Here is a 20,665-nt window from a genome sequence, read left to right on the forward strand (position 1 = left end):
ATTCACTATTTTTTATTGTTGCTAATATCCATTTCGTAGTGTACCAAGCTAACTCATACTCTTCCTTCGTGACATCGCCACTTTTATAAGCATCCTCTAGCTCCTCTTCATCTAATACATACACCTTACCGCTAGGTAATAATACTACATCTAAATATAAATCATCAAAATAAGGTAAACCACGATCGTCTATTTTATATTCTTTCGCCACATCGATATAATATTGCACTAATTTTTTCTGATCATCTAACATAGCGGTAATCGCAAAGTTTTTCCCGTCTATGAAATATTGAATCCACGTATACTGATCCGCTGCAATACAAAGTTCTTCACCATCATATTCTTTACAACTAGGCTCTCTCACCTTTTTTATATCCAGTATTCCGAGCATTCCCTCTTCCACTTGCTTAACCGTATAACTCTTTTCTATTAGTCTCTTCCACGAAGAACCGTCACCATATTTACGTTTCATTATGTCTGCTCCTCTTCTATATACAGAAAAGCTCCCACATATTATGTGAGAGCTTGTTCATATTATAATTAAGCCGCTTGACCCTTTTCAGAAATCTCTTTTAAATAAGCTTGTCCTTTTTCAGCGTCATATTGACCTTCCCACTTAGACATAACTACAGCTGCTAAAGAGTTTCCTACAACGTTAACTGCTGTACGAGCCATATCTAAAATACGGTCAATACCAGCAATGAACGCTAAGCCTTCAGGTGGAATACCTACTGTACCAAGTGTCGCTAATAATACAACGAATGATACGCCCGGTACACCTGCGATACCTTTTGATGTAACCATTAATACAAGCAATAATGTAATTTGTTGTGTAATAGATAAATCAATACCGTACATTTGCGCTAAGAAAATAGCCGCAATTGCTTGATATAAAGTTGATCCATCTAAGTTAAATGAATAACCTGTCGGAATAACGAAAGATGTAATTGCTTTCGGACAACCGAATTTCTCCATTTTCTCCATGATTTTTGGTAAAACTGTTTCTGAGCTTGCTGTAGAATACGCTAAGATCAGCTCGTCTTTTAAAATCTTAAAGAATTGGAAAATGTTAATTCCAAATATTTTCGCTGTAAGGCCTAAGACAACTACGACGAAGAAAATCATTGCCCCATATACGACAATTAGTAATTTCCCTAATGGAATTAATGAAGCAAGACCAAATGTAGAAACTGTAACACCAATTAGTGCAAACACACCAAATGGTGCAAATTTCATAACTTGGTTTGTTACGTAAAACATTGCGTCAGCTACACCTTGGAAAAATTGAAGAACTGGTCTTCCTCTTTCACCAATTGCTGCTACACCTAAACCAAATAGTACAGAGAAGAAGATAATAGCAAGCATATCTCCGTCAGCTAACGACTTCATAATGTTCGTTGGAACAATATTTACAAATGTATCTGCAAATGAATGACTTTGTACTTGCTCTGTCGTATGTGTATATTTCGAAATATCTGTCTTTGTTAACTGCTCCATATTTACGCCTTTTCCTGGTTGGAAAATATTCGCTATTAATAGACCAACAATAATTGCAATTGTTGTAATAATTTCAAAGTAAAGAATTGTTTTTCCGCCTAGTCGACCTAGTTTTTTAACATCGCCAACACCAGCAACCCCAACAACAATACTTGCTACAACAATCGGTACAACGATCATTTTAATTAATCGGATGAAAATATCACCAATTGGTTGTAAGTACTTCACAACAGCTGGATTATCAAAGAAAATCGCCCCAACCGCAATACCAAGCGCAAGTCCTATTAATATTTGCCATGCAAGTCCTATTCTTTTCATATTTGTTGTAACCCCCTCTTCGATGTGTCACTCTATCTCTCATTCTATCTCTATAAAACTAAGAAATTAAGAGTATTACATATTATTCGACAATTCACTACATTTTGTCCCTGTTAAAAATCATAAATCAAAAATTTAAATCTGACAACAAAATAACTTTGCCTGAACACAAATAATTTTCTTGACAAAAAGCAGACACATGTCAGAAAACCTCACATGAGAACGATTCCTCACTAGTATTTTATTAGCTTTCCAAGTAATATTTCACCTCATAAAAACGATTACTTTCCTTCTTTATTTTACAGATGAATCCCAAAATATACCTTTGTTACACATATGAATAAAATGTAAGCACTATGACAATTACAGTTGAAAAATGATAAATTCCGACAAAACTTAGCAATTTTATAAAATTTTCTTTACATTATGATTACAACGATAGACACCCCTCTTCTTATGATATATAACATTCATAGGGAAAGGAGTCAGACAACAATGAAAAAGAAATTTGCAGCGTTTAGTGTTTTAGCAGCAGGAACGATTTTTGCTTCCCCGTTACTTTCACCTGCATACGCTGAAACGAATCAAGATAAATTATCTAACATTCAATCTGAATTAGAAGGCAAACAAAGTGACTTACAAAATAAATCAGTCGAGAAAGAACAAATAGAAAAAGAAATTCAAGAATTACAGAAGAAAATCGATGAATTAACTACTTCTATTAATAAAAACGAGACTGAATTAAATGATACAAAAAAAGAAATTAGCAAAACACAACAAGTAATTACTGACAAAAAGAAACATATAGAACAATTACAAACAAACATAGATACACGTCAGGAAGTTATTAAACAACGGTTACAATCTATGCAAGAAAAACCGCGTACCAATATCATTACAGAAGTATTAACAAACTCTACAAACATTGCTGATCTTGTTGATAATATGTACTCCGTAAGTTTAATATTAAACAACGATACAGATATTGTAAAAAAACAAACATCTGATCAAAATGCTGTAACGTCAGAAAAAGAGGCTGTTGAGAAAAAAGAACAACAACTGAAAGAATCTGAGCAAAAACTAGAACAAAAACAGCAAGAATTACAAAATAACCAACAACAGCAACAAACTCTTATTAACGATCTACATACGAAAGTAGCAAAAGTAGATTCAGAGATTGAAGGATTAGAAGAATCCAAAGGCATTTTAGAAAATCAACGTCAAGCTGTTCAAAAAGCAATTGAAGAAGAAAAACGTGCCGAAGAAGCTCGTAAAGCGGAAGAAGCTCGCCAGGCAGAAGAGGCTCGCAAACAACAAGCTACTAAATCTGCTCAAGCAACTCAAGCGGCCCCAACACCACATGATACAAATATCGGTGGCTTTATCAAACCAGCAGCTGGATCAAAAACTTCCGGATTTGGTGTACGTTCTTTAGATAATCATAAAGGAATTGACATCGCTGCTTCGGGAACGGTTCCAATTATCGCCGCTGCAGATGGCGTTGTTATTCGTTCAGAATTATCATCTAGTTACGGAAACGTAGTGTATTTATCTCACCGTATAAACGGAAAAACATATACGACAGTATATGCTCATATGAATAGCCGTTCTGTATCGAATGGACAAACTGTAAAACAAGGCGATCAGCTTGGATTTATGGGGAACACGGGCCAATCATACGGACAACATTTACACTTCGAACTTCATCTTGGAGAATGGAATGTCGGCAAGACAAACGCAGTTGACCCATCTCCTTATATCGGATTATAAAAAACCTCGGTGCCTACCGAGGTTTTTTATTTACACTTCACACAATATAGGCATTCTACATAGACTATAACTAAATGCCTATAGTTTACGGGGTGATCAATATGAATACGCAATTACAACAAAAAATAGAAGAAGCTAGAGAGACGTATATTGGCCGGATATTTACATTTGGCGGCTCAGTATTATTTTTAATCGGTTCATTCCTTGCAGTCACTACAGCCTATAAAGCATATAATCGTTTATTACACTCATCAACATCCACATAAAAAAAGACGGGAGATCCCCGCCTTTTTTTATGCAAACATTTTAAATACACCTATCGCATTTAAAAATACAATTATTACAGTTACCGGAATAACATAACGAAGTAAGAAGAACCAAATGTTAAATAACGTTTTCCCCTTCGTTTCCGTCACTTCTAATTCTTTCATCAATAACTCTTTACTCATTTTATTTGGTACAAATAATGAAATAGCTAGTACTCCTAACGGCAGCAATACGTTACTTACCGAAAAGTCAACTAAATCAAAGAATGTTTTCCCGAATATTTTCACGTCACTCATAATCCCAAATGATAAAGCTGATGGAATACCGACTGCAAAAATAAGAATACCGATTAATAATGATGCTGACGGACGCTTCTTCTCATTACCTTTCGCAACAGATGCTACTACAATTTCAAGCATTGAAATTGCTGATGTTAAAGTCGCAAAGAAGAATAAAATTAAAAACATAATAAAGAAAAATTGACCAAATGGTATTTTTGCAAATACTGCTGGAAGGACGATAAACAGTAATCCTGGTCCTTCAGTTGGTTTAACTCCTAATGCGAAAATCGCTGGGAAAATTGCTAATCCTGCAAGTACTGTAACAAAAACAGTTAAACTTACAATAGATGTTGCTGATTTCGCTAAATGTTCCTCTTTCTTTAAATACGAACTATACGTGACCATTACTGAGGCACCTACTGTTAGTGAGAAGAAAGATTGTCCCATCGCGTATAAAATCGTATTTGCTGTAAGCTTTGAAAAATCTGGCTTTAAGAAGAACTCTACTCCAGCAAAAGCACCATCGAGTGTTAACGCACGAACAATAATCGCAATAAATAAAATAAATAATAGCGGCATCATGTACTTACTTGCCTTTTCTATACCTTTCTCTACACCTTTACTTACGACAAAAATTGTACAAAGCATAAAGATAAATTGTGCTCCAATCGCACTTAACGGATTTGAAATCGTTTCACCGAACAATTGTCCATAATCAGCTGCTCTATTCCAGAAACTTCCTGTCACACTATAATATAAATAAAGTAAAATCCATCCACCTACAACACTATAAAAAGATAGTACACTAAAACAAGTAACAACTCCCATACGACCAATCCAAGGATATACTTTGCTATTTGGCACTAGTACTTTATAAGCTGTAACGGCCTCTTTTTGCGTGCTACGTCCAATAGCAAACTCCGCTATTAAAAGAGGCATACCTATAAATAAAGTTAATAGTAAAAATACAAGGAAGAATGCGCCTCCCCCGCCATTACCTGCAACATATGGAAATTTCCATATCGCACCAAGACCTACTGCGGCTCCGGCTGCTGCGAGTACAAAGCCTATTTTCGACGTCCATTGCTGTGTTTCTTTCATCATAAATTCTCCTTTTCTGAATATTTAAACTTTTGTTAATTATACACTTTCATTTCATACTCGCACACCTCCTTTAGAAAATAAAAAAGTCCCCTACACGCAAATATGCATGTAGAGGACGATATATGTAATATAAATACCGTGGTACCACCTCAATTGGATTGATAAATCCCACTTGTTCAAGTACAGGAATAATTCCGATACTCTATCCTTTTAACGGCGGAACCCGGGTTGCCTACTACAATGTTCAACATACCTCTCGCAAGCCCATTCTGTATATTTTATCGTACCGGGCTCCCACCTAACCCCAGCTCTCTGAACGCATCAAATATACGTACTCTTCTTGCTCATCGATTTTATCTATTGAAGTTACTTGTGATTATAAATTATATTTTTATATTTGTAAAGCTCACTTTATCTTTTATTATTTTAAAACCTTTTCCTCTAATTCTCGTAAAAAACTTTCTCTTTTCCCCTCGTTTTGCACATATACTGATTTCAACACTTCTTGGAGCAATATATTTCGCTCTCTCTTTTCTAACTGTAAATCTTTTAACTTCACCCTTACTTCATATAAAAAATCTAAATACGATTCATATGTCTCATCATATTTATTTGCAATCTCATCTCGAATTTTTTTTGCGAGCTTAGGGCTCGCTCCCCCAGTAGAAACTGCTATATTAAGTAAACCACGATGAATCGCTGCCGGAAAATGAACATTACCACTTTCCGGATTTGTAATAACATTTACTAATTGATTCTCGGCGGCATCTTCAGCAACTTGTTCATTTAATATTGAATCACTACTCGCTGCAACAACTAAAAAAGCACTTTTAATATCACTTTTCTCATATTCTCTTTGATACCAACGAATTTTCTTTTCTTCCACAAGTTTTACTAAATTCGCATCTAATTCTGGACTTATCACAACTATATCCGCACCCTGTTTGAGTAAAGGAATAATTTTAAATCCTGCAACTTTTCCCCCACCAATAACAACAACGCGTTTCTCATTAACTCGCACTGTAAGTGGATACATACTGATCTCCTTTCAATAACTCCGTCGTTTTCTGAATTAACATATCTTGAAACGCTTCATTCTTCCCTAAATATGGACTGATTTTTATCTCTCCCAATTCATATTGGCGCACTTCTTTCTCAATATGTTTCATAAGTAAACCTGTAAATAACAAGTAAGGCAGTACAACGATGTTCTTTTCTTTTTGTTCTACAACTTCCTTTAATTTCTCCTCAAATTTTGGCTCTGCAGCCGCTAAATAACAAACTTCTACTTTTTTAACCTTCTCTTTTGTTTGAAATAAAGAAGCAATCCAGTTTATATCTCTTAATACTTCAGGATCACTGCTCCCTCTTGCAACAAGAAGTAACGTCACTTCATTTTTATCTTCCTGTTCGATGCCACTTCCGCTATACACCGATTTAACAAGTGTTTCTGATACACCAAACGGATTACCATAGGTCACTTTAACATCCGAAAATTGATTGGTTAATTTTTCTAATTCAAAAGGGATATCTTTTTTTACATGCCCTGCCGCTAATAAAAAAACAGGGATAGCAATAATCTCAGTGGCCCCACGCTTCACACATGTACGAAAACCATCTTCAATAGAAGGATTCGCTAACTCTAAAAAACAAACTTCTTGAATAGTCGCTTCTATACGGCTCATACACGATGTAATAAATTGAATCGCCTCTTCTTTCGCTGTCTTCAAACGACTTCCATGACATATATATAAGACGGCTTTCATTTTACAACACTCCACTTACTTGATAAGCATTTTCTGTCTGCTTCTCAAACCAATGAATTTTTTCTCTAAAACGGACAACCTCTCCAATTACAATCATACTCGGATTTTGAATTTGCTCTTTTTTCGCAACATCTACAATTGTCCCTAACGTTCCAACAACTGTGCGTTGCATAGACGTCGTCCCCTGCTCAATAATAGCAGCTGGCGTACTTTTATCTTTTCCATGCTTCATAAGTTGCTCACATATGTAGGGCAAATTACTAACCCCCATATATACCGCTAAAGTCTCTACACCTTTCACTAAACTCTCCCATTTCACTTCTTCTTCAGCACCTTCTTTCCTATGCCCAGTCACAATAGCAAAACTTGCACTTGCATCACGGTGCGTCACTGGAATGCCCGCATAAGCAGGAGCAGCTATTCCAGCTGAAATACCAGGAATGATTTCAAATGGTACACCTTGCTTTGCTAATGCTTCAGCTTCTTCTCCCCCTCTACCAAACACAAATGGATCGCCGCCCTTAAGCCTCGTTACAACTTTTCCTTTTTTCGCATACTTAATAAGAAACGTGTTAATTGTCTCTTGCTTCATCGTGTGATAATTCGGGAGTTTTCCGCAATAAATTAAATCCGCGTCAGGCTTTGCGTGTGAAAGCAGCTCTTTATTCACAAGTCGGTCGTATAAAATAACATCTGCCTTCTCAATACATTTCAACCCTTTAACAGTAATTAAATCTGGATCGCCAGGACCCGCTCCAACAATATAAACCTTTCCCATCATCTCTCCTCATTTCTTCTATTAAAATGAAACTTCCATTCGTATATAAGAATGGAAGTTTTTATTTTTTCGTATTACTGATCTCTACTCATGGATAACAAATGCCGCACCTTTTCGAATCTTCTTTTTTTCAAACAAAGAAATCTCTTTTACCTCTGGCAACGGTAAAAAATGCTTTTCAAGCTCAATCTCCGCAAGCTTAAATGCCTGTTCTTCACTTTGAGCAACAACAACAATCGGAACAATACTATTTACTAACACAGCTTCAAATCGATATAAATCCATATCGTCCCTCCTAAGACGCTATGACTTCTTCTAACACGTTATTTAACGCTATTTGTAATGTATCTACACCAACACGACCTACAAAATCATAAAATGTCTCGGCTGGTAATTTATTCTCTTTGAAATAACTTATAAATGATGCAAGTACATCAGGTAGATCCTCGCCATCTATTTTTCCTTTTAACTTTTGATTGTAGGCACCGCCATCTAATAATGTTCCACCTACGTATATTTCAAACGCTTCAACAATGCCTTTTTCCTTCGTTTTCATTTTCACACCTTGTAACCCAATGTCAGCAATTTGACGTTGACCACATGAATTCGGGCAGCCTACCATATGAATTCGAACTGGAACATCGAGTGCAATTTGTGTATCTAAGTATTCTGCAATTTTCCGTAATCTTTCTTTCGTTTCTACTAGTGCAAGATTACAATATTCAATACCGGTACATGAAACCGCATGACCAATAAATGATTTCGGGCTAGCAGATATCGCTTCAAACAGCGGTTCACTAAGTAATCCTTTTACATTTTCCGGAGGAACGTTCGGAATAATGAAGTTTTGCGAGTTACATGTACGAATTTGTCCATTTCCATATTGCTTTGCGATTCTTGCAATCTCAAACATTTCTTCTGCATGTAAACGACCTACCGGTACATTAAAACCTACATATTTTAATCCCTCTTGTTTTTGGTCTTGAACACCATAAAAATAGCCTGCATTCCATCCTTTGAGTGCACTTTCCCCTTTACTTTGTAAAGGCCCTGTATACTCTATTAGTTTCTCTTTAAATTTCTCTGCTCCCCAGTCCGCAACAAGAAATTTCAACCGAGCTAAATGACGTTTTTCACGATATCCAAAATCACGGAATATAGTAGCAATCGCAATCGCCACCGCCTTCACTTCTTCTGGTAAAACGAATACATCTAATTCATCAGCTAAATACGGACGGGCTGATAATCCTCCACCTACTTTTATATGAAAACCAACTTTTTTCTCACCATCTATTTCTTTCGTAGCAGGTGTAAATGCAACACAGTTAATCTCTGCGTTTGCTGAGTTATAAATATTAGAACTAATAGACATTTTAAATTTACGTGGTAAATTAGAAAACTCTTCATTATGCTGGAAGTAATCGTATACTTCTTTTACAATATGCGTTGTATCAAATAATTCATTTGCATCAATGCCAGCAAGCGGATTACCTGTAATATTCCGCGTTATATCACCACACGCTCCAGCTGAAGACAATCCAACTCTTGCTAATCTTTTAAAAATATCTGGAATTTGCTGAATTTCTAACCAGTGAAACTGAATCGCCTGTCTCGTCGTAATATCTATTACATCACGTCCATAATCTTCAGCGATAGAAGCAAGTACTTCTGCCTGTGCATTTGTAATAATCCCTGACGGAATATTTACCCGCATCATAAAATAACCAGCTTCTTTTGGACGTTGTAAATACAATCCTGCCCATTTAAAGGCATCCCACTCTTCTTTCGGAATAGATTCGAAACCATTTTCCGCATAGTAAGGAATATCATTAAAAATTTCTAAGCCATCTTTTTCTAATTTATTTTTCTCGGTCTGATTTAATTTTTCATTGTTAGCCCATACTTTTTCATAACTCATTGTTTATCCCCCTATATAAAACTACGCTCTTGTAAGTACTTCACGATTTGTTCTGCACATTCTTCAATAGAATATTTGTGCGTTTCTACAATTAATTCCGCTTGCTCTGGCTCTTCATAAGGCGAATCAATACCTGTGAAATCCTTAATGTCACCTTTCCTTGCCTTTTTATAAAGTCCTTTCGGATCACGTTTCTCACACTCTTCAATCGGACACTTCACAAAAATTTCAATAAATTCATCTGCCGCTAATAAATCTCGTACTTGTTTGCGGTCTACTCGAAATGGTGAAATAAATGCTGTAAGGACAACTGCTCCTTGATCTACAAATAACTTTGCCACTTCGCCAATACGTCTTATATTTTCCATGCGATCACTTTCAGAAAATCCTAAGTCTTTATTTAAACCGTGGCGAATGTTATCCCCATCCAGCACATAATTTCCAATATTCTTTTCAAACAGTTTACGAGCGACCGCATTCGCTACTGTAGATTTACCCGAAGCTGATAAACCAGTAAACCAAATTACAAAACTATGATGTCCATTCTTCACTCTTCTCTCATCTTTTGAAACCGAAGCTGTATGCCAAGTAATATTCGTATCCATCTCGTTCTCTCCCTATTCTGTTACTACTTCTTTTTTCAAGCCTTTAATTAGCACTTCCACTACTTCTTTACGACTAAATGTACTTGGCGGAATCTCACCGTTTCTTAATAATTCTCTTACTTTCGTACCCGATAAAATAACATGATCTTCTTTTCCGTGCGGACATGTTTTCGTTGAAGCCATCGCTTCACATTTCGTGCAGTAAAAACTATGTTCAAAGAATAGTGGTGTAATTCCTAACTCTTCCACTGTAAAGTTCGTAAAAATTTCTTGCGCTTCGTATGTTCCGTAATAATCTCCTACTCCAGCATGATCACGCCCTACTATAAAGTGGGTACATCCAAAATTCTTTCTTACTAACGCATGAAATATCGCTTCCCTTGGTCCTGCGTAACGCATGGCAGCAGGAAATACACTTAAAAAGACACGATTTTTCGGATAATAGTTTTGAAGGAGTACTTCATAGCTTTCCATTCTTACATCAGCAGGAATATCATCCGATTTCGTTTCTCCAACGAGCGGATTTAAAAAGAGACCATCTACAATTTCAAGAGCAGACTTTTGGATATACTCATGGGCACGATGTACCGGGTTTCTCGTTTGAAACCCGACCACTGTTTTCCACCCACGTTTTTTAAATTCTTCCCTCGTTTCAATTGGGTCTAAATGATAAGAAGGAAATTGATTATTTTCAAAGCGTTTTGTTAGAATAATAGTTCCTCCAACGTAAACGTTTGGTCGTTCATATAATTTTTCCACTCCTGGATGAGCCTCATCCGTTGTTTTATATACAAGTAACGCTTCTTTTTCTTTATCTGGTACAAAAATATCTTCTATTTGAATGACACCATATATATTTCCATTGTTGACAAGCTTTACTTCCTCTCCAACTTTCAGGCTTTCTGCGACTTTTTCTGTTACAGGTAATGTAATTGGTATACTCCACACACTACCATTTGCTAAACGAAGCGTTTCTACAACTGAATCATAATCTTCCTTCCCTAAAAAACCAGTAAGGGGGCTATATCCACCTGTCGCCAATAATTCTAAATCACTTAACGCAATATTGTCTAACTTAATTTCTTTTTCAATTTGTGATACGTCATATGCCTCATCTATACGGTTTACTAATTCGTTTACTATGCTCATTTTTCTATATCCTCTCTTAGCTTTATTTCAAGATTCATCTTATTGGTAATGAAGACCACATTCAGTTTTCACTTTTCCAGCCCATCTACCATCTCTTGAATCGCCACCATCCCCAACAGGTAACGTACATTTCTCACACCCAATACTTGGATAACCAATATCATGCAACGGGTTATACGGCAAGCTATGTTTGTATACATATCGCCAAACTTCTTTCCACGTCCAATGAATGAGTGGACAAACTTTAATAGATTGAAAACGATGATCTTGATTTATAAACTTTGTATGCTTACGTGTTTCTGATTGTTCCCTTCTTAAGCCTGATATCCATGCTTTTTCCACGACTAATGATTTTTCTAAAGGTAAAATTTTTCTAATCTTACAACAAAGATTCGGATTGCTCTCCCACAGTTTTTCACCATGCAACTTCGCCTGTTCATCAAGTGTAAGTTCTGGCTGTTTTTCTATAATATTCAATGAAGGAAATCTTTCCCGCACTTTCCGAATTAATTCATACGTTTCTTGAAAATGAACATTTGTATCCAAAAATACGACTTTAGCATATGGATTTACTTGGTTTATAAGGTGCAGCAATACCATACCTTCCACCCCAAAGCTACATGCGTAGACAATTTCATCTTTATACTCTCCATAAGCCCACTTTAATACTGATAGCGCGCCTTTTGTTTCGTCTTCTTCCGAGAATGAAACAACATTTTCTTCCCACGTTTCATACGTCAACATGTTTTTTCCCCCTGTAAAAGCAAAAAGACGGTTTTAACCTAATGAAAATAGGTTAAAACCGCCTCTAGTTTTTCTAGTCAGCGCTTTTCACTTTAAACGTACTTTTTCACTTTTCTCTAACTGAATTACTTTTCCATCTTGCACAACAATTGTAATTGAACCATATTTCATATCAGCAAGCATCGCTTCAATCTTCTCGGATACTTCATCAAAATGTTCCCGTACACTCACGCGAACAGCCCCCCCTTTTTATTCATAAAAAAAATCTTTCCCATTTCGAAAAGACTGTTCGGTAATATATTTTACCTTATCTTTCAAAATGGATCCCATTTTGCTGGATTTAGCACCTTGCTTTCTATAAGCAGGTTGCCGAGCTTCTTCGGGCCAGTTCCCTCCGCTTCTCTTGATAAGCTTTGTATTTGTATTTTATCACAATTCTGATTTTTTTCAATCCTAGTTTTCCGATATATTTTAATTATTTTATTTTATAAAAAAGGAATTGCCCATACGAACAACTCCTTTTCCTATTTAGACAAGTTCTTTAATACGTATGCGATCGTTCCCAATAATATTTTCATATGTTTCGCGTTCCACAACTACTTGCGATGTTCCGCCTTTTGCAAAGACAACGGCTGGTCTTCGAATCCGATTGTAATTATTCGCCATCGAGTACCCGTATGCTCCTGTACAGGAAACTGCTAGTAAATCAGAAGCAACGACTTTCGGTAAATGAATATCCCAAATCAACATGTCTCCACTCTCACAGCATTTCCCGGCAATCGAAACGAGTTCCTCATTCTCATCATTCCCTCGATTCGCTAACATCGCTTCATAACGCGCGCTATATAAAGCTGGTCTTAAATTATCTGTCATTCCACCATCGACTGATACATATTTCCGAATACCAGGAATATCTTTCACAGATCCAACTGTATAAAGTGTTGTCCCAGCATCACCTACAATGCTACGGCCTGGTTCAACCCATATTTCTGGCAATGGATATTCACATACAGTAAATTGTTCTCTCACTGCACTTGTTACAGCTCGCACATATGTCTCAAGAGTTAATGGTGTATCTGACTCTGTGTAACGTATTCCAAATCCTCCGCCTACATTTAACACTTTTACTACATAGTTTGTTTGCTCTCTCACTTCTACTAAAAATTGGCGAAGAACTTCAATCGCTCGAACAAAACCAGCTGTTTCAAATATTTGCGATCCAATATGTGAATGGATCCCTAGCACATTATAATTTGATTTTTGTAAAGCAAATCCAATTGCCTGCATTGCTTGACCGTTTGAAACGCCAAATCCAAATTTCGAATCATCTTGACCTGTCGTAATATATTCATGTGTGTGCGCCTCTACTCCAGGCGTTACACGAATTAATATGTTCACAAATTTCCCATGTTGCATCGCTAAATCGTGTAAAACTTCTAATTCAAAGAAGTTATCTACGACAAAACAACCGATATTCGCCTGAAGAGCCATCACTATTTCTTCTTCTGTTTTATTATTTCCATGAAAATGAATACGTGATGCCGGAAATCCTGCTTGGAGCGCAGTATATAATTCTCCCCCAGAGACAACGTCTAATGACATATTCTCTTCACGAGCTACTCGGCACATCTCCATGCACAAGAACGCCTTGCTTGCATATGCTACTTGATAAGAGAAACCACTTTCTTTAAAAGCACGATGAAATGCTCGGCATTTTCCTCGAATAGACTCTTCATCGTATACATAAAGTGGTGTTCCGTATTGCTTTGCTAGCTGCGTCGTATCGCACCCTCCAATTTCTAAGTGTCCTTGCCCATTAATTCGGCTTGTGCCGTGTAAATACATTTAAATTCCTCCCTTATTTCCTCTAAAACTCATAACCCCAATCTTCTATTCATTGCAGCACGCTTTTAGATAGACAAAAAACGCGCGGAACAATGTTCACACGCGTTTCTTATTAGGAAAAATATATATTGAAAAAATAAACGAGTTGTTATCTCCTCAAAATAAGAAACCGCATCAACATCTCCAAATAGCTCTCCATAAAATAAATCTTATGACAGTACTACATTTATTCAATGCAGTCCCAATATATGAATAAGATGGTTATTCTTATATTTCGGCAATAGTCCCTTTCAACCTATGATCACAGATTCCATTAAATCTCCCATAGCTTACTCTTTCCTATCGCGGCCTCTACCTTTGAGAGTAGATGAGGTAAGTCTATTTAATTTTCAAACATCTAATTGTTGCTATTAACAATACCAAAGGACCATTTTATTTGTCAAACAATTTTTTATATTGTTTTTTTGCAGTTTAATTTCGTATCGTCTGGTAAGCGCTTTACTAATACCTTTGTTACTTCCCATTCGCCTTCTTCGTTATTAAATGTAATCGTTACCTTCTCAAATGGTGGAGCAATTTTCCCAGCAACACGTTCATACTTTGTCACTTCAATACTTGCTTGAAATAAATATGTACCGCTATACACTTTTTTTAAACTAATAATTTTAGGACATTGATAAGGTTTCAAACTTCCATATTGTTTTTCAATTGCTTTATTTATTTTTGGAAATAAAACAGAATAAAGTGCATCTTCCATAAGAGGTGCATCATATTGGGCTACCGACACACTTGGTGAAGTAAAAAGTATAACACTACTGCATGCTATAAAATATAATAATTTTCGCATTATAACCTCCGTATTATCACGCGATTCTTTCTGCGTACAATAATTATCATACATAGAAATTCTGTTTTATTGTCTCCCACCACTCTTTTTCTACTCGATTATTATAAAAAAGCCCACAACCTTCTTTTATTTTCGTATAATGATACTCATAGTATAATAATCATAATAACAAAGGACTGTTCGTATATATAAAATGAGTCGTTAAGCAAACTGACTCTCAAGAACTGTCATGCTTTTTAGGAGAGGAGTATATTATGCTACAACATCTGTTTCCAAAACTGCGATTTGCACTCGTTGCAGTCGTTTTACTATGGATTAAAACATATATTGTGTACAAGCTAGCATTTGATATTAAAATTGATAATTTCTTTGAAGAATTCATGCTTTTTATCAATCCACTAGCTGCGTTACTTTTATTTTTCGGCTTAGCTTTACTTGCATCTAAGCACCGAAACCGAATTATAATTGGAATCAGTTTTATACTGTCATTTATTTTATTTGGAAACGCAATGTTTTATGGGTTCTATAACGATTTCGTTACTTTCCCGGTTTTATTCCAAACAAACAATATGGCTGATTTAGGGACAAGTATAAAAGAACTCTTTACGTACAAAACATTACTTTTATTTGCAGATGCAATTATTTTAATGTTTATTTCGCGTAAATTCCCATCATTTGGCGACAAAACACCACTTTCCCGCTCAGAGAAGCGAACTTTCTTTAGCGGTGTAACAGCTTTATTAGCACTACAAATTGTTGTATCAGTTATTTATAAACCACAAATGTTCTCACGCTCATTTGACCGTCAAACTGTCGTGAAGAATTTAGGTTTATACACATATCATCTATTTGATATTACGCTTCAATCCAAGTCTTCAGCTGAGCGTGTATTTGCAAGTGGGGATGGGTTTTCTGAAATTAAAAACTATACAGACTCAAAAGACAAACAAGTTGATAAAAACTTATTTGGAGCTGCAAAAGGTAAAAATGTAATTTTAATTTCAATGGAATCTACACAAAGCTTTGTTATTAATAAAAAAATAAATGGAAAAGAAATTACACCATTTTTAAATGAATTTATTAAGGATAGTTTCTATTTCGATAACTTCTATCATCAAACTGGACAAGGTAAAACTTCTGATGCTGAATTTATCGTTGAAAACTCACTTTATCCGCTAGATCGTGGTTCTGTATTCTTTACTCATGCGACAAATGAATACACAGCGACACCAGAACAATTAAAGAAATACGGATATTCTTCTGCCGTCTTCCATTCAAATGATAAAACGTTTTGGAATCGGGATGTAATGTATCCTGCGCTTGGATATGATCGTTACTTTAATTTAAATGATTACGCAGGAACGGAGCAAATGTCTGTCGGTTGGGGATTAAAAGATAAAGAGTTCTTTGAACAATCTATTCCAAAGTTAAAATCTTTACCGCAACCGTTCTATACAAAATTTATTACATTAACAAATCATTTTCCATTTCTTCTAAATCCGGAAGATCAATATGTTGATGAATTCAACTCGGAAAGTGGTGTTGTAAACCGCTACTTCCCAACTGTTCGTTACACAGATGAAGCTCTTAAATTATTTATTAAACAATTAAAAGAAGAAGGATTGTATGATAATTCCGTTATTGTCATCTATGGTGATCATTACGGTATTTCCGAAAACCATAACGCAGCTATGGCACAGTTCCTAGGAAAAGATACTATTACACCATTCGATTCTATGCAATTACAACGAGTCCCTCTTATTATTCATGTGCCTGGCCAAGAAGGAAAAGTTGTTTCTAAAGTATCCGGTCAAATTGATATTAAGCCAACGCTCCTTCATTTACTTGGTATTAAAACAAATAAATCCGTTGAATTTGGAACTGACTTATTTATTAAAGAGAAAGACCCGCTTATGGTAATGCGTGATGGTAGCTTTGTTTCTGAAGAGTATGTTTATACAAAAAATATGTGCTACAAAAGAAGTACGGGTGAAGAAGCTGACATGACGCTATGTCAGCCGTATATTGAAAAAGCAAAAACAGAATTAAAACTCTCCGATAAATTAATTTATGGAGATTTATTACGCTTCGATCCTAATAATCGATATAAAACTGGAACGATGACAACGAAATTTGAATAGTAAAGGAAGCAACTTTATACAAGTTGCTTCCTCTTTTTATTTTCACTTAATTTTCAAACCATCCTTCTATGAAATCTTTCACAAATTGGTAATTTCTTTCGTATGAGGAATAAATTTATGGTATGATAAAATAAGTAAACTTTCATACACTAATTAAGAATTTATTACAGAAAGCAAGGGATCAGATTTTGTATAGAGCAGCTATTCCAAACTTATTTACGCTCGGAAATTTATATAGCGGATTTTTATCAATCGGCTATGCATCTTTAGGATATTATAAATCAGCTGCTATTTTAGTACTTATCGGGATGATGTTAGATAGTCTTGATGGTCGTGTTGCTCGTTTATTACGTGTTGATTCACAAATGGGAAAAGAGCTCGACTCGCTTGCAGATGTCGTAACATTTGGTGCAGCACCAGCTGTTTTAATGTATTACACATCTTTCTCAAACTACGGAATCATCGGATTATACATAGCGGGATTATTCCCTCTTTTCGGAGCATATCGTTTAGCACGATTTAATGTAACACCATCTTCTACTTCAATGAAATATTTCACTGGAGTACCGATTACAGCAGCGGGAGGGCTTGTTGCTTTCTTAACGTTATTTTCACATACCATTCCAAAAATCGTTCTTATTACCGTATTTGTAACGTTCGCATTTTTAATGGTGAGCCGCATTCGTATCCCAAGTTTAAAAGATGTACCAATTCCACGATATAGCATCATTATTACACTATTTTTAGTTGGAATCATTATTACAATGTATCAAACAGGATTTGGAAATTTTTCTGTTTTCTTATTTATTGCCATTCCACTATATATTTTGTACATGTTATCTCAATTCATTAGACAAAGACCGTCTAAAAAAGCGAATAAAGAAAAATAAGAAAACCTTCCGAGTCCGGAAGGTTTCTTTTTATTTTGTAACTAATACCTTTTGATTTACAGGTGTTACTGGCTCTTCGCCGTTTAATACAGCTAAAATATTTCTGACAGCCATTTCAGCCATCGCATCACGAGTTTCAAATGTTGCATTCCCTACGTGTGGAGCAAGTACTACATTCTTTAATTCTTTTAGCTCTTCTGTAATTTTCGGTTCAAATTCAAACACGTCAAGAGCTGCTCCTTCAATTTCATTCGTTTTTAATGCATGAGCAAGTGCTGCTTCATTCATAATTGGTCCACGTGAAGCATTTACAATATACGCTGTTTTCTTCATCATTTTAAACTGCTCTTCATCAATCATATGATGTAAATTTGGATTATAAGCACAGTTAATTGTAATAAAGTCTGCTGTTTGTAATAATTCTTCCAACATCACATACGTTGCCCCCAGCTCACTTTCAGCTTCAAGCTTACGATTTGGCCCTGTATATAAAACATCCATTCCAAATGCTTTCGCACGTTTTGCAACAGCCTTCCCGATTTCTCCAAGACCTATAATTCCGATTGTCTTACCATGAACTTCTCGTCCTAAGAAAAATAACGGTGCCCATCCGTTAAATCCAGTCGTACGACATAACGTATCCCCTTCAGGAATTCTACGCGCCGCTGCTAAAAGAAGTGCAAATGTTAATTCTGCAGTCGCTTCCGTTGATACTTTCGGTGTATTCGTAACTGCAATTCCTTTTTCGCCCGCATACTTGTAATCAATATTGTCGTAACCAGCACCATAGTTTGCAACAATCTTTAAATGAGGCGCTGCATCAATAACTTCTTTTGGCACCTTTGTCGAAAGTAAACTTAACAATGCATCTTTATCTTTTACACGCTCTGTTAATTCATCTATAGAAATTAACTCCTCTTTATCGTACATTTCTACATCATGATCTTTTAATAGTTCTAATCCAATTTCCGGAATTTTTCCCGCTACTAATATTTTTGCCACTACTAACACCTCTTCTATAGAAAATAAGATATCTCTTATATTTCATTGTAAGAAATCCACATATAAAAACCAAGGAATTTGATTATAGTTTTAAAAATCGACACTTTTCCATGAAAAAAGAGGAGATGCAACTCTCCCCTTTTCTTACGCTTTTTCCTGCGATTCTTTTCCAAGCTTCACATCAATCGTTCCTTCTGCAACCGTATCGCTAATTTGCTCCTCAATAACCGATTGAGATTCAGCATTCGTTTCAGAAGTATAAGCTTGTTGCTGTGCACCTTGTACATTTTGTTTATTTTGTTGTTTCGCCATTTCTTACCCTCCTTTTCATTCTTTCTTATTTTGAACAAAAAGGACGGTTTTCATCAAAAAATTGCGTTTCATTTTGAATTTGTTACTTCTTCTTCAAGCGACCTCATTACTCTTGCTCGCTTCGTAAATGTTGCAACCTGAGTAACACCGTGAGCTAGTAATGTTTGTACATTTTCTTGTACATAATTCCCTAAATCATTTGGATAATGGGCATCCGAAGAAATCGTAATTGGAACACCATACTTAGCTAATACTTGTAAATATAGTGGACTTGGGCACATTTCACGAACAGGATAACGATAGTATAATCCTGCATTTATTTCTGTTGCCGTATTCGTTTCTACTAACGCACAGGCAATTTCCTCATAATAAGAAAGCTGTTCATTCTCATCCAATCGATAATTAAATACCTTTATATTATCAAGATGAGCGATAATATCAAATAACTCGGTACGAATCGCACTCTCAACTGTTTTAAAAAACATATCATATAATGCGCGTAGGTCATGCTTCTCAAAATATTCTTTCGTATCTGGATTATCAAATCCCCAGCCATTTAGAAAATGAACGGAACCAATTATATAATCAAAGTCTCCTAGCGCTAATAATTCTTTTAACTCTCCTTCACAACCAATAAAATAATCCGCTTCAATTCCAAGTTTAAGTGTGACACCTCTTTTACTCCATCGTTCTTTCGCCTCTTCAATGACCTTTGTAAAATCATACAGTGAAACTACCCTTACTTGATCTAACCATTCCTTCTGTATACGACCGAGCTTAGAATCACTAATATCTACATATTTTTCATAATATCCTTTCGCTTCATGAAAACGATATAAATGATCAACAATCCCAACTTCTGTTATACCTTTTCGCACAGCTTCTTCTAAATAGAGGTCCATCCATTCTGTTGTAAATGGCCCTTCCTTCACACGCTTTTGCAAACGCTCTTGTGTTTTCATAAGCCAATCAATAGAATGCCTTTCTTGAAGCGGTTCATAACGTTCCAGCGCTTCATTTATTTTAGCAAGCCATCCTATTGAATACGGTCCTTCTTCTAAGTGAAGATGATAATCTACTTTCATATACATTCCCCCTTATAATGTATCTATTTCCCTTCTATCCCCAACTCTCGAAAGCTTTCCATTTCGTTCTTTCACCTCCCGCATGACATCTTCCAATGTAATATTTTTTTCAGCTAATAAAACGAAACAGTGATAAAATACATCAACCATTTCTTTCACTACTTCTTCTTTATCATTATTTTTACATGCGATAATTACTTCAGCACACTCTTCACCAATTTTCTTTAAAATTTTATCTTCTCCTTTTGAAAATAAATAATTTGTATACGATTCAGGAAGTGGGCTTTCCTTTCGTTCTTCAATTGTTTTATACAGCAACTTAAAGGCATTTTCCATATGTATCCCC

The 20,665-nt window shown here is 35.7% G+C and carries 22 protein-coding genes, 2 riboswitches and 1 other annotated feature; of the genes, 4 read left to right on the forward strand and 18 right to left on the reverse strand.

The window, feature by feature from the left end:
• Both ACQGS6_RS03200 and gltP read right to left on the reverse strand, forming a co-directional pair.
• On the reverse strand, positions 1–472 hold a 472-nt coding region (locus ACQGS6_RS03200), incomplete at its 3' end, for a DUF402 domain-containing protein (protein WP_426964879.1).
• Between the two features lie 68 nt (positions 473–540).
• Positions 541–1,815 (reverse strand): glutamate/aspartate:proton symporter GltP, encoded by a 1,275-nt coding sequence (gene gltP, locus ACQGS6_RS03205; protein ID WP_000821130.1) that lies wholly within the window; start codon positions 1,813–1,815, stop codon positions 541–543.
• A 495-nt stretch (positions 1,816–2,310) separates the two neighbouring features.
• Here gltP and ACQGS6_RS03210 point away from each other — a divergent pair, with 495 nt between their 5' ends.
• Together ACQGS6_RS03210 and ACQGS6_RS03215 are read left to right on the forward strand one after the other, a co-directional pair.
• Positions 2,311–3,585, forward strand: a complete 1,275-nt coding sequence (locus ACQGS6_RS03210) for a murein hydrolase activator EnvC family protein (RefSeq protein ID WP_000726071.1) — start codon at positions 2,311–2,313, stop codon at positions 3,583–3,585.
• 101 nt (positions 3,586–3,686) lie between these two features.
• Complete coding sequence (locus tag ACQGS6_RS03215) at positions 3,687–3,851, forward strand: hypothetical protein (protein ID WP_001096002.1); 165 nt, start codon at positions 3,687–3,689, stop codon at positions 3,849–3,851.
• 27 nt (positions 3,852–3,878) lie between these two features.
• Here the strand turns inward: ACQGS6_RS03215 and ACQGS6_RS03220 are convergent, their stop codons facing one another.
• From ACQGS6_RS03220 to ACQGS6_RS03275, 12 genes are all read right to left on the reverse strand, one after another.
• On the reverse strand, positions 3,879–5,234 hold the full coding sequence (locus tag ACQGS6_RS03220; protein WP_426964880.1) for a sodium-dependent transporter: 1,356 nt from the start codon (positions 5,232–5,234) through the stop codon (positions 3,879–3,881).
• A gap of 111 nt (positions 5,235–5,345) precedes the next feature.
• Positions 5,346–5,594, reverse strand: a binding site (T-box leader).
• 64 nt (positions 5,595–5,658) lie between these two features.
• The gene (locus tag ACQGS6_RS03225) at positions 5,659–6,273 is read right to left on the reverse strand and encodes an NAD(P)-binding protein (protein WP_000283363.1); all 615 of its coding nucleotides are present in this window, start codon (positions 6,271–6,273) and stop codon (positions 5,659–5,661) included.
• Entirely contained in the window at positions 6,248–7,003 is a 756-nt protein-coding gene (locus tag ACQGS6_RS03230) for a sirohydrochlorin chelatase (protein WP_000648885.1), read from the reverse strand. The genes ACQGS6_RS03225 and ACQGS6_RS03230 overlap by 26 nt, the downstream gene beginning before the upstream one ends.
• Position 7,004: 1 nt before the next feature.
• Positions 7,005–7,781 carry a uroporphyrinogen-III C-methyltransferase gene (gene cobA, locus ACQGS6_RS03235; protein ID WP_426964881.1) on the reverse strand — a complete coding sequence of 259 codons (777 nt, stop codon included), beginning with the start codon at positions 7,779–7,781 and terminating at the stop codon, positions 7,005–7,007.
• 84 nt (positions 7,782–7,865) lie between these two features.
• Entirely contained in the window at positions 7,866–8,066 is a 201-nt protein-coding gene (locus ACQGS6_RS03240) for a DUF3906 family protein (RefSeq protein ID WP_000366913.1), read from the reverse strand.
• Positions 8,067–8,076: 10 nt separating this feature from the next.
• Positions 8,077–9,699, reverse strand: coding sequence for a nitrite/sulfite reductase (locus tag ACQGS6_RS03245; protein WP_000119611.1), 1,623 nt, complete (start codon positions 9,697–9,699; stop codon positions 8,077–8,079).
• An 11-nt stretch (positions 9,700–9,710) separates the two neighbouring features.
• Positions 9,711–10,304, reverse strand: coding sequence for an adenylyl-sulfate kinase (gene cysC / locus ACQGS6_RS03250; RefSeq protein ID WP_000380499.1), 594 nt, complete (start codon positions 10,302–10,304; stop codon positions 9,711–9,713).
• Positions 10,305–10,316: 12 nt separating this feature from the next.
• Complete coding sequence (sat, locus tag ACQGS6_RS03255) at positions 10,317–11,453, reverse strand: sulfate adenylyltransferase (RefSeq protein WP_044584250.1); 1,137 nt, start codon at positions 11,451–11,453, stop codon at positions 10,317–10,319.
• A gap of 39 nt (positions 11,454–11,492) precedes the next feature.
• Positions 11,493–12,197: a phosphoadenylyl-sulfate reductase gene (locus ACQGS6_RS03260; RefSeq protein WP_000959010.1), complete on the reverse strand. Its 705-nt coding sequence runs from the start codon at positions 12,195–12,197 to the stop codon at positions 11,493–11,495.
• An 87-nt stretch (positions 12,198–12,284) separates the two neighbouring features.
• The gene (locus ACQGS6_RS03265; RefSeq protein ID WP_000116158.1) at positions 12,285–12,428 is read right to left on the reverse strand and encodes a YezD family protein; all 144 of its coding nucleotides are present in this window, start codon (positions 12,426–12,428) and stop codon (positions 12,285–12,287) included.
• Positions 12,429–12,501: 73 nt separating this feature from the next.
• Positions 12,502–12,610, reverse strand: a riboswitch (SAM riboswitch).
• 115 nt (positions 12,611–12,725) lie between these two features.
• A complete protein-coding gene (lysA, locus tag ACQGS6_RS03270; protein ID WP_000280645.1) occupies positions 12,726–14,042 on the reverse strand; it encodes a diaminopimelate decarboxylase in 1,317 nt (438 codons plus the stop codon).
• Positions 14,043–14,222: 180 nt separating this feature from the next.
• Positions 14,223–14,404, reverse strand: a riboswitch (Lysine riboswitch).
• An 89-nt stretch (positions 14,405–14,493) separates the two neighbouring features.
• Positions 14,494–14,889, reverse strand: coding sequence for a DUF3888 domain-containing protein (locus ACQGS6_RS03275; protein WP_001228824.1), 396 nt, complete (start codon positions 14,887–14,889; stop codon positions 14,494–14,496).
• Positions 14,890–15,143: 254 nt separating this feature from the next.
• On the opposite strand from ACQGS6_RS03275, the gene ACQGS6_RS03280 reads away from it, so the two are divergent.
• Both ACQGS6_RS03280 and pssA read left to right on the forward strand, forming a co-directional pair.
• Entirely contained in the window at positions 15,144–17,030 is a 1,887-nt protein-coding gene (locus ACQGS6_RS03280; RefSeq protein WP_000939082.1) for an LTA synthase family protein, read from the forward strand.
• Positions 17,031–17,218: 188 nt separating this feature from the next.
• Positions 17,219–17,920 (forward strand): CDP-diacylglycerol--serine O-phosphatidyltransferase, encoded by a 702-nt coding sequence (gene pssA / locus ACQGS6_RS03285; protein WP_000285417.1) that lies wholly within the window; start codon positions 17,219–17,221, stop codon positions 17,918–17,920.
• A gap of 30 nt (positions 17,921–17,950) precedes the next feature.
• Here pssA and ACQGS6_RS03290 read toward each other — a convergent pair whose 3' ends face one another.
• From ACQGS6_RS03290 to hisE, 4 genes are all read right to left on the reverse strand, one after another.
• Positions 17,951–18,922 carry an NAD(P)-dependent oxidoreductase gene (locus tag ACQGS6_RS03290; protein WP_001062829.1) on the reverse strand — a complete coding sequence of 324 codons (972 nt, stop codon included), beginning with the start codon at positions 18,920–18,922 and terminating at the stop codon, positions 17,951–17,953.
• Between the two features lie 144 nt (positions 18,923–19,066).
• Complete coding sequence (locus tag ACQGS6_RS03295) at positions 19,067–19,234, reverse strand: YozQ family protein (RefSeq protein WP_001118880.1); 168 nt, start codon at positions 19,232–19,234, stop codon at positions 19,067–19,069.
• Between the two features lie 68 nt (positions 19,235–19,302).
• Complete coding sequence (locus ACQGS6_RS03300; RefSeq protein ID WP_000861846.1) at positions 19,303–20,319, reverse strand: histidinol phosphate phosphatase domain-containing protein; 1,017 nt, start codon at positions 20,317–20,319, stop codon at positions 19,303–19,305.
• 12 nt (positions 20,320–20,331) lie between these two features.
• A complete protein-coding gene (gene hisE / locus ACQGS6_RS03305; protein WP_000426357.1) occupies positions 20,332–20,655 on the reverse strand; it encodes a phosphoribosyl-ATP diphosphatase in 324 nt (107 codons plus the stop codon).
• Positions 20,656–20,665: the final 10 nt, after the last annotated feature.

The organism is Bacillus sp. GMs2/2 (genome assembly GCF_050172095.1).
GTDB classification, from domain to species: domain Bacteria; phylum Bacillota; class Bacilli; order Bacillales; family Bacillaceae_G; genus Bacillus_A; species Bacillus_A cereus.

Excerpts from the sequence above, each read along its gene's own strand:
- gltP (WP_000821130.1), bottom strand. The coding sequence starts at position 1,815 with ATGAAAAGAATAGGACTTGCATGGCAAATATTAATAGGACTTGCGCTT.
- ACQGS6_RS03210 (WP_000726071.1), top strand. The coding sequence starts at position 2,311 with ATGAAAAAGAAATTTGCAGCGTTTAGTGTTTTAGCAGCAGGAACGATT.
- ACQGS6_RS03215 (WP_001096002.1), top strand. The coding sequence starts at position 3,687 with ATGAATACGCAATTACAACAAAAAATAGAAGAAGCTAGAGAGACGTAT.
- ACQGS6_RS03220 (WP_426964880.1), bottom strand. The coding sequence starts at position 5,234 with ATGAAAGAAACACAGCAATGGACGTCGAAAATAGGCTTTGTACTCGCA.
- ACQGS6_RS03225 (WP_000283363.1), bottom strand. The coding sequence starts at position 6,273 with ATGTATCCACTTACAGTGCGAGTTAATGAGAAACGCGTTGTTGTTATT.
- ACQGS6_RS03230 (WP_000648885.1), bottom strand. The coding sequence starts at position 7,003 with ATGAAAGCCGTCTTATATATATGTCATGGAAGTCGTTTGAAGACAGCG.
- cobA (WP_426964881.1), bottom strand. The coding sequence starts at position 7,781 with ATGGGAAAGGTTTATATTGTTGGAGCGGGTCCTGGCGATCCAGATTTA.
- ACQGS6_RS03240 (WP_000366913.1), bottom strand. The coding sequence starts at position 8,066 with ATGGATTTATATCGATTTGAAGCTGTGTTAGTAAATAGTATTGTTCCG.
- ACQGS6_RS03245 (WP_000119611.1), bottom strand. The coding sequence starts at position 9,699 with ATGAGTTATGAAAAAGTATGGGCTAACAATGAAAAATTAAATCAGACC.
- cysC (WP_000380499.1), bottom strand. The coding sequence starts at position 10,304 with ATGGATACGAATATTACTTGGCATACAGCTTCGGTTTCAAAAGATGAG.
- sat (WP_044584250.1), bottom strand. The coding sequence starts at position 11,453 with ATGAGCATAGTAAACGAATTAGTAAACCGTATAGATGAGGCATATGAC.
- ACQGS6_RS03260 (WP_000959010.1), bottom strand. The coding sequence starts at position 12,197 with ATGTTGACGTATGAAACGTGGGAAGAAAATGTTGTTTCATTCTCGGAA.
- lysA (WP_000280645.1), bottom strand. The coding sequence starts at position 14,042 with ATGTATTTACACGGCACAAGCCGAATTAATGGGCAAGGACACTTAGAA.
- ACQGS6_RS03275 (WP_001228824.1), bottom strand. The coding sequence starts at position 14,889 with ATGCGAAAATTATTATATTTTATAGCATGCAGTAGTGTTATACTTTTT.
- ACQGS6_RS03280 (WP_000939082.1), top strand. The coding sequence starts at position 15,144 with ATGCTACAACATCTGTTTCCAAAACTGCGATTTGCACTCGTTGCAGTC.
- ACQGS6_RS03295 (WP_001118880.1), bottom strand. The coding sequence starts at position 19,234 with ATGGCGAAACAACAAAATAAACAAAATGTACAAGGTGCACAGCAACAA.
- ACQGS6_RS03300 (WP_000861846.1), bottom strand. The coding sequence starts at position 20,319 with ATGAAAGTAGATTATCATCTTCACTTAGAAGAAGGACCGTATTCAATA.
- hisE (WP_000426357.1), bottom strand. The coding sequence starts at position 20,655 with ATGGAAAATGCCTTTAAGTTGCTGTATAAAACAATTGAAGAACGAAAG.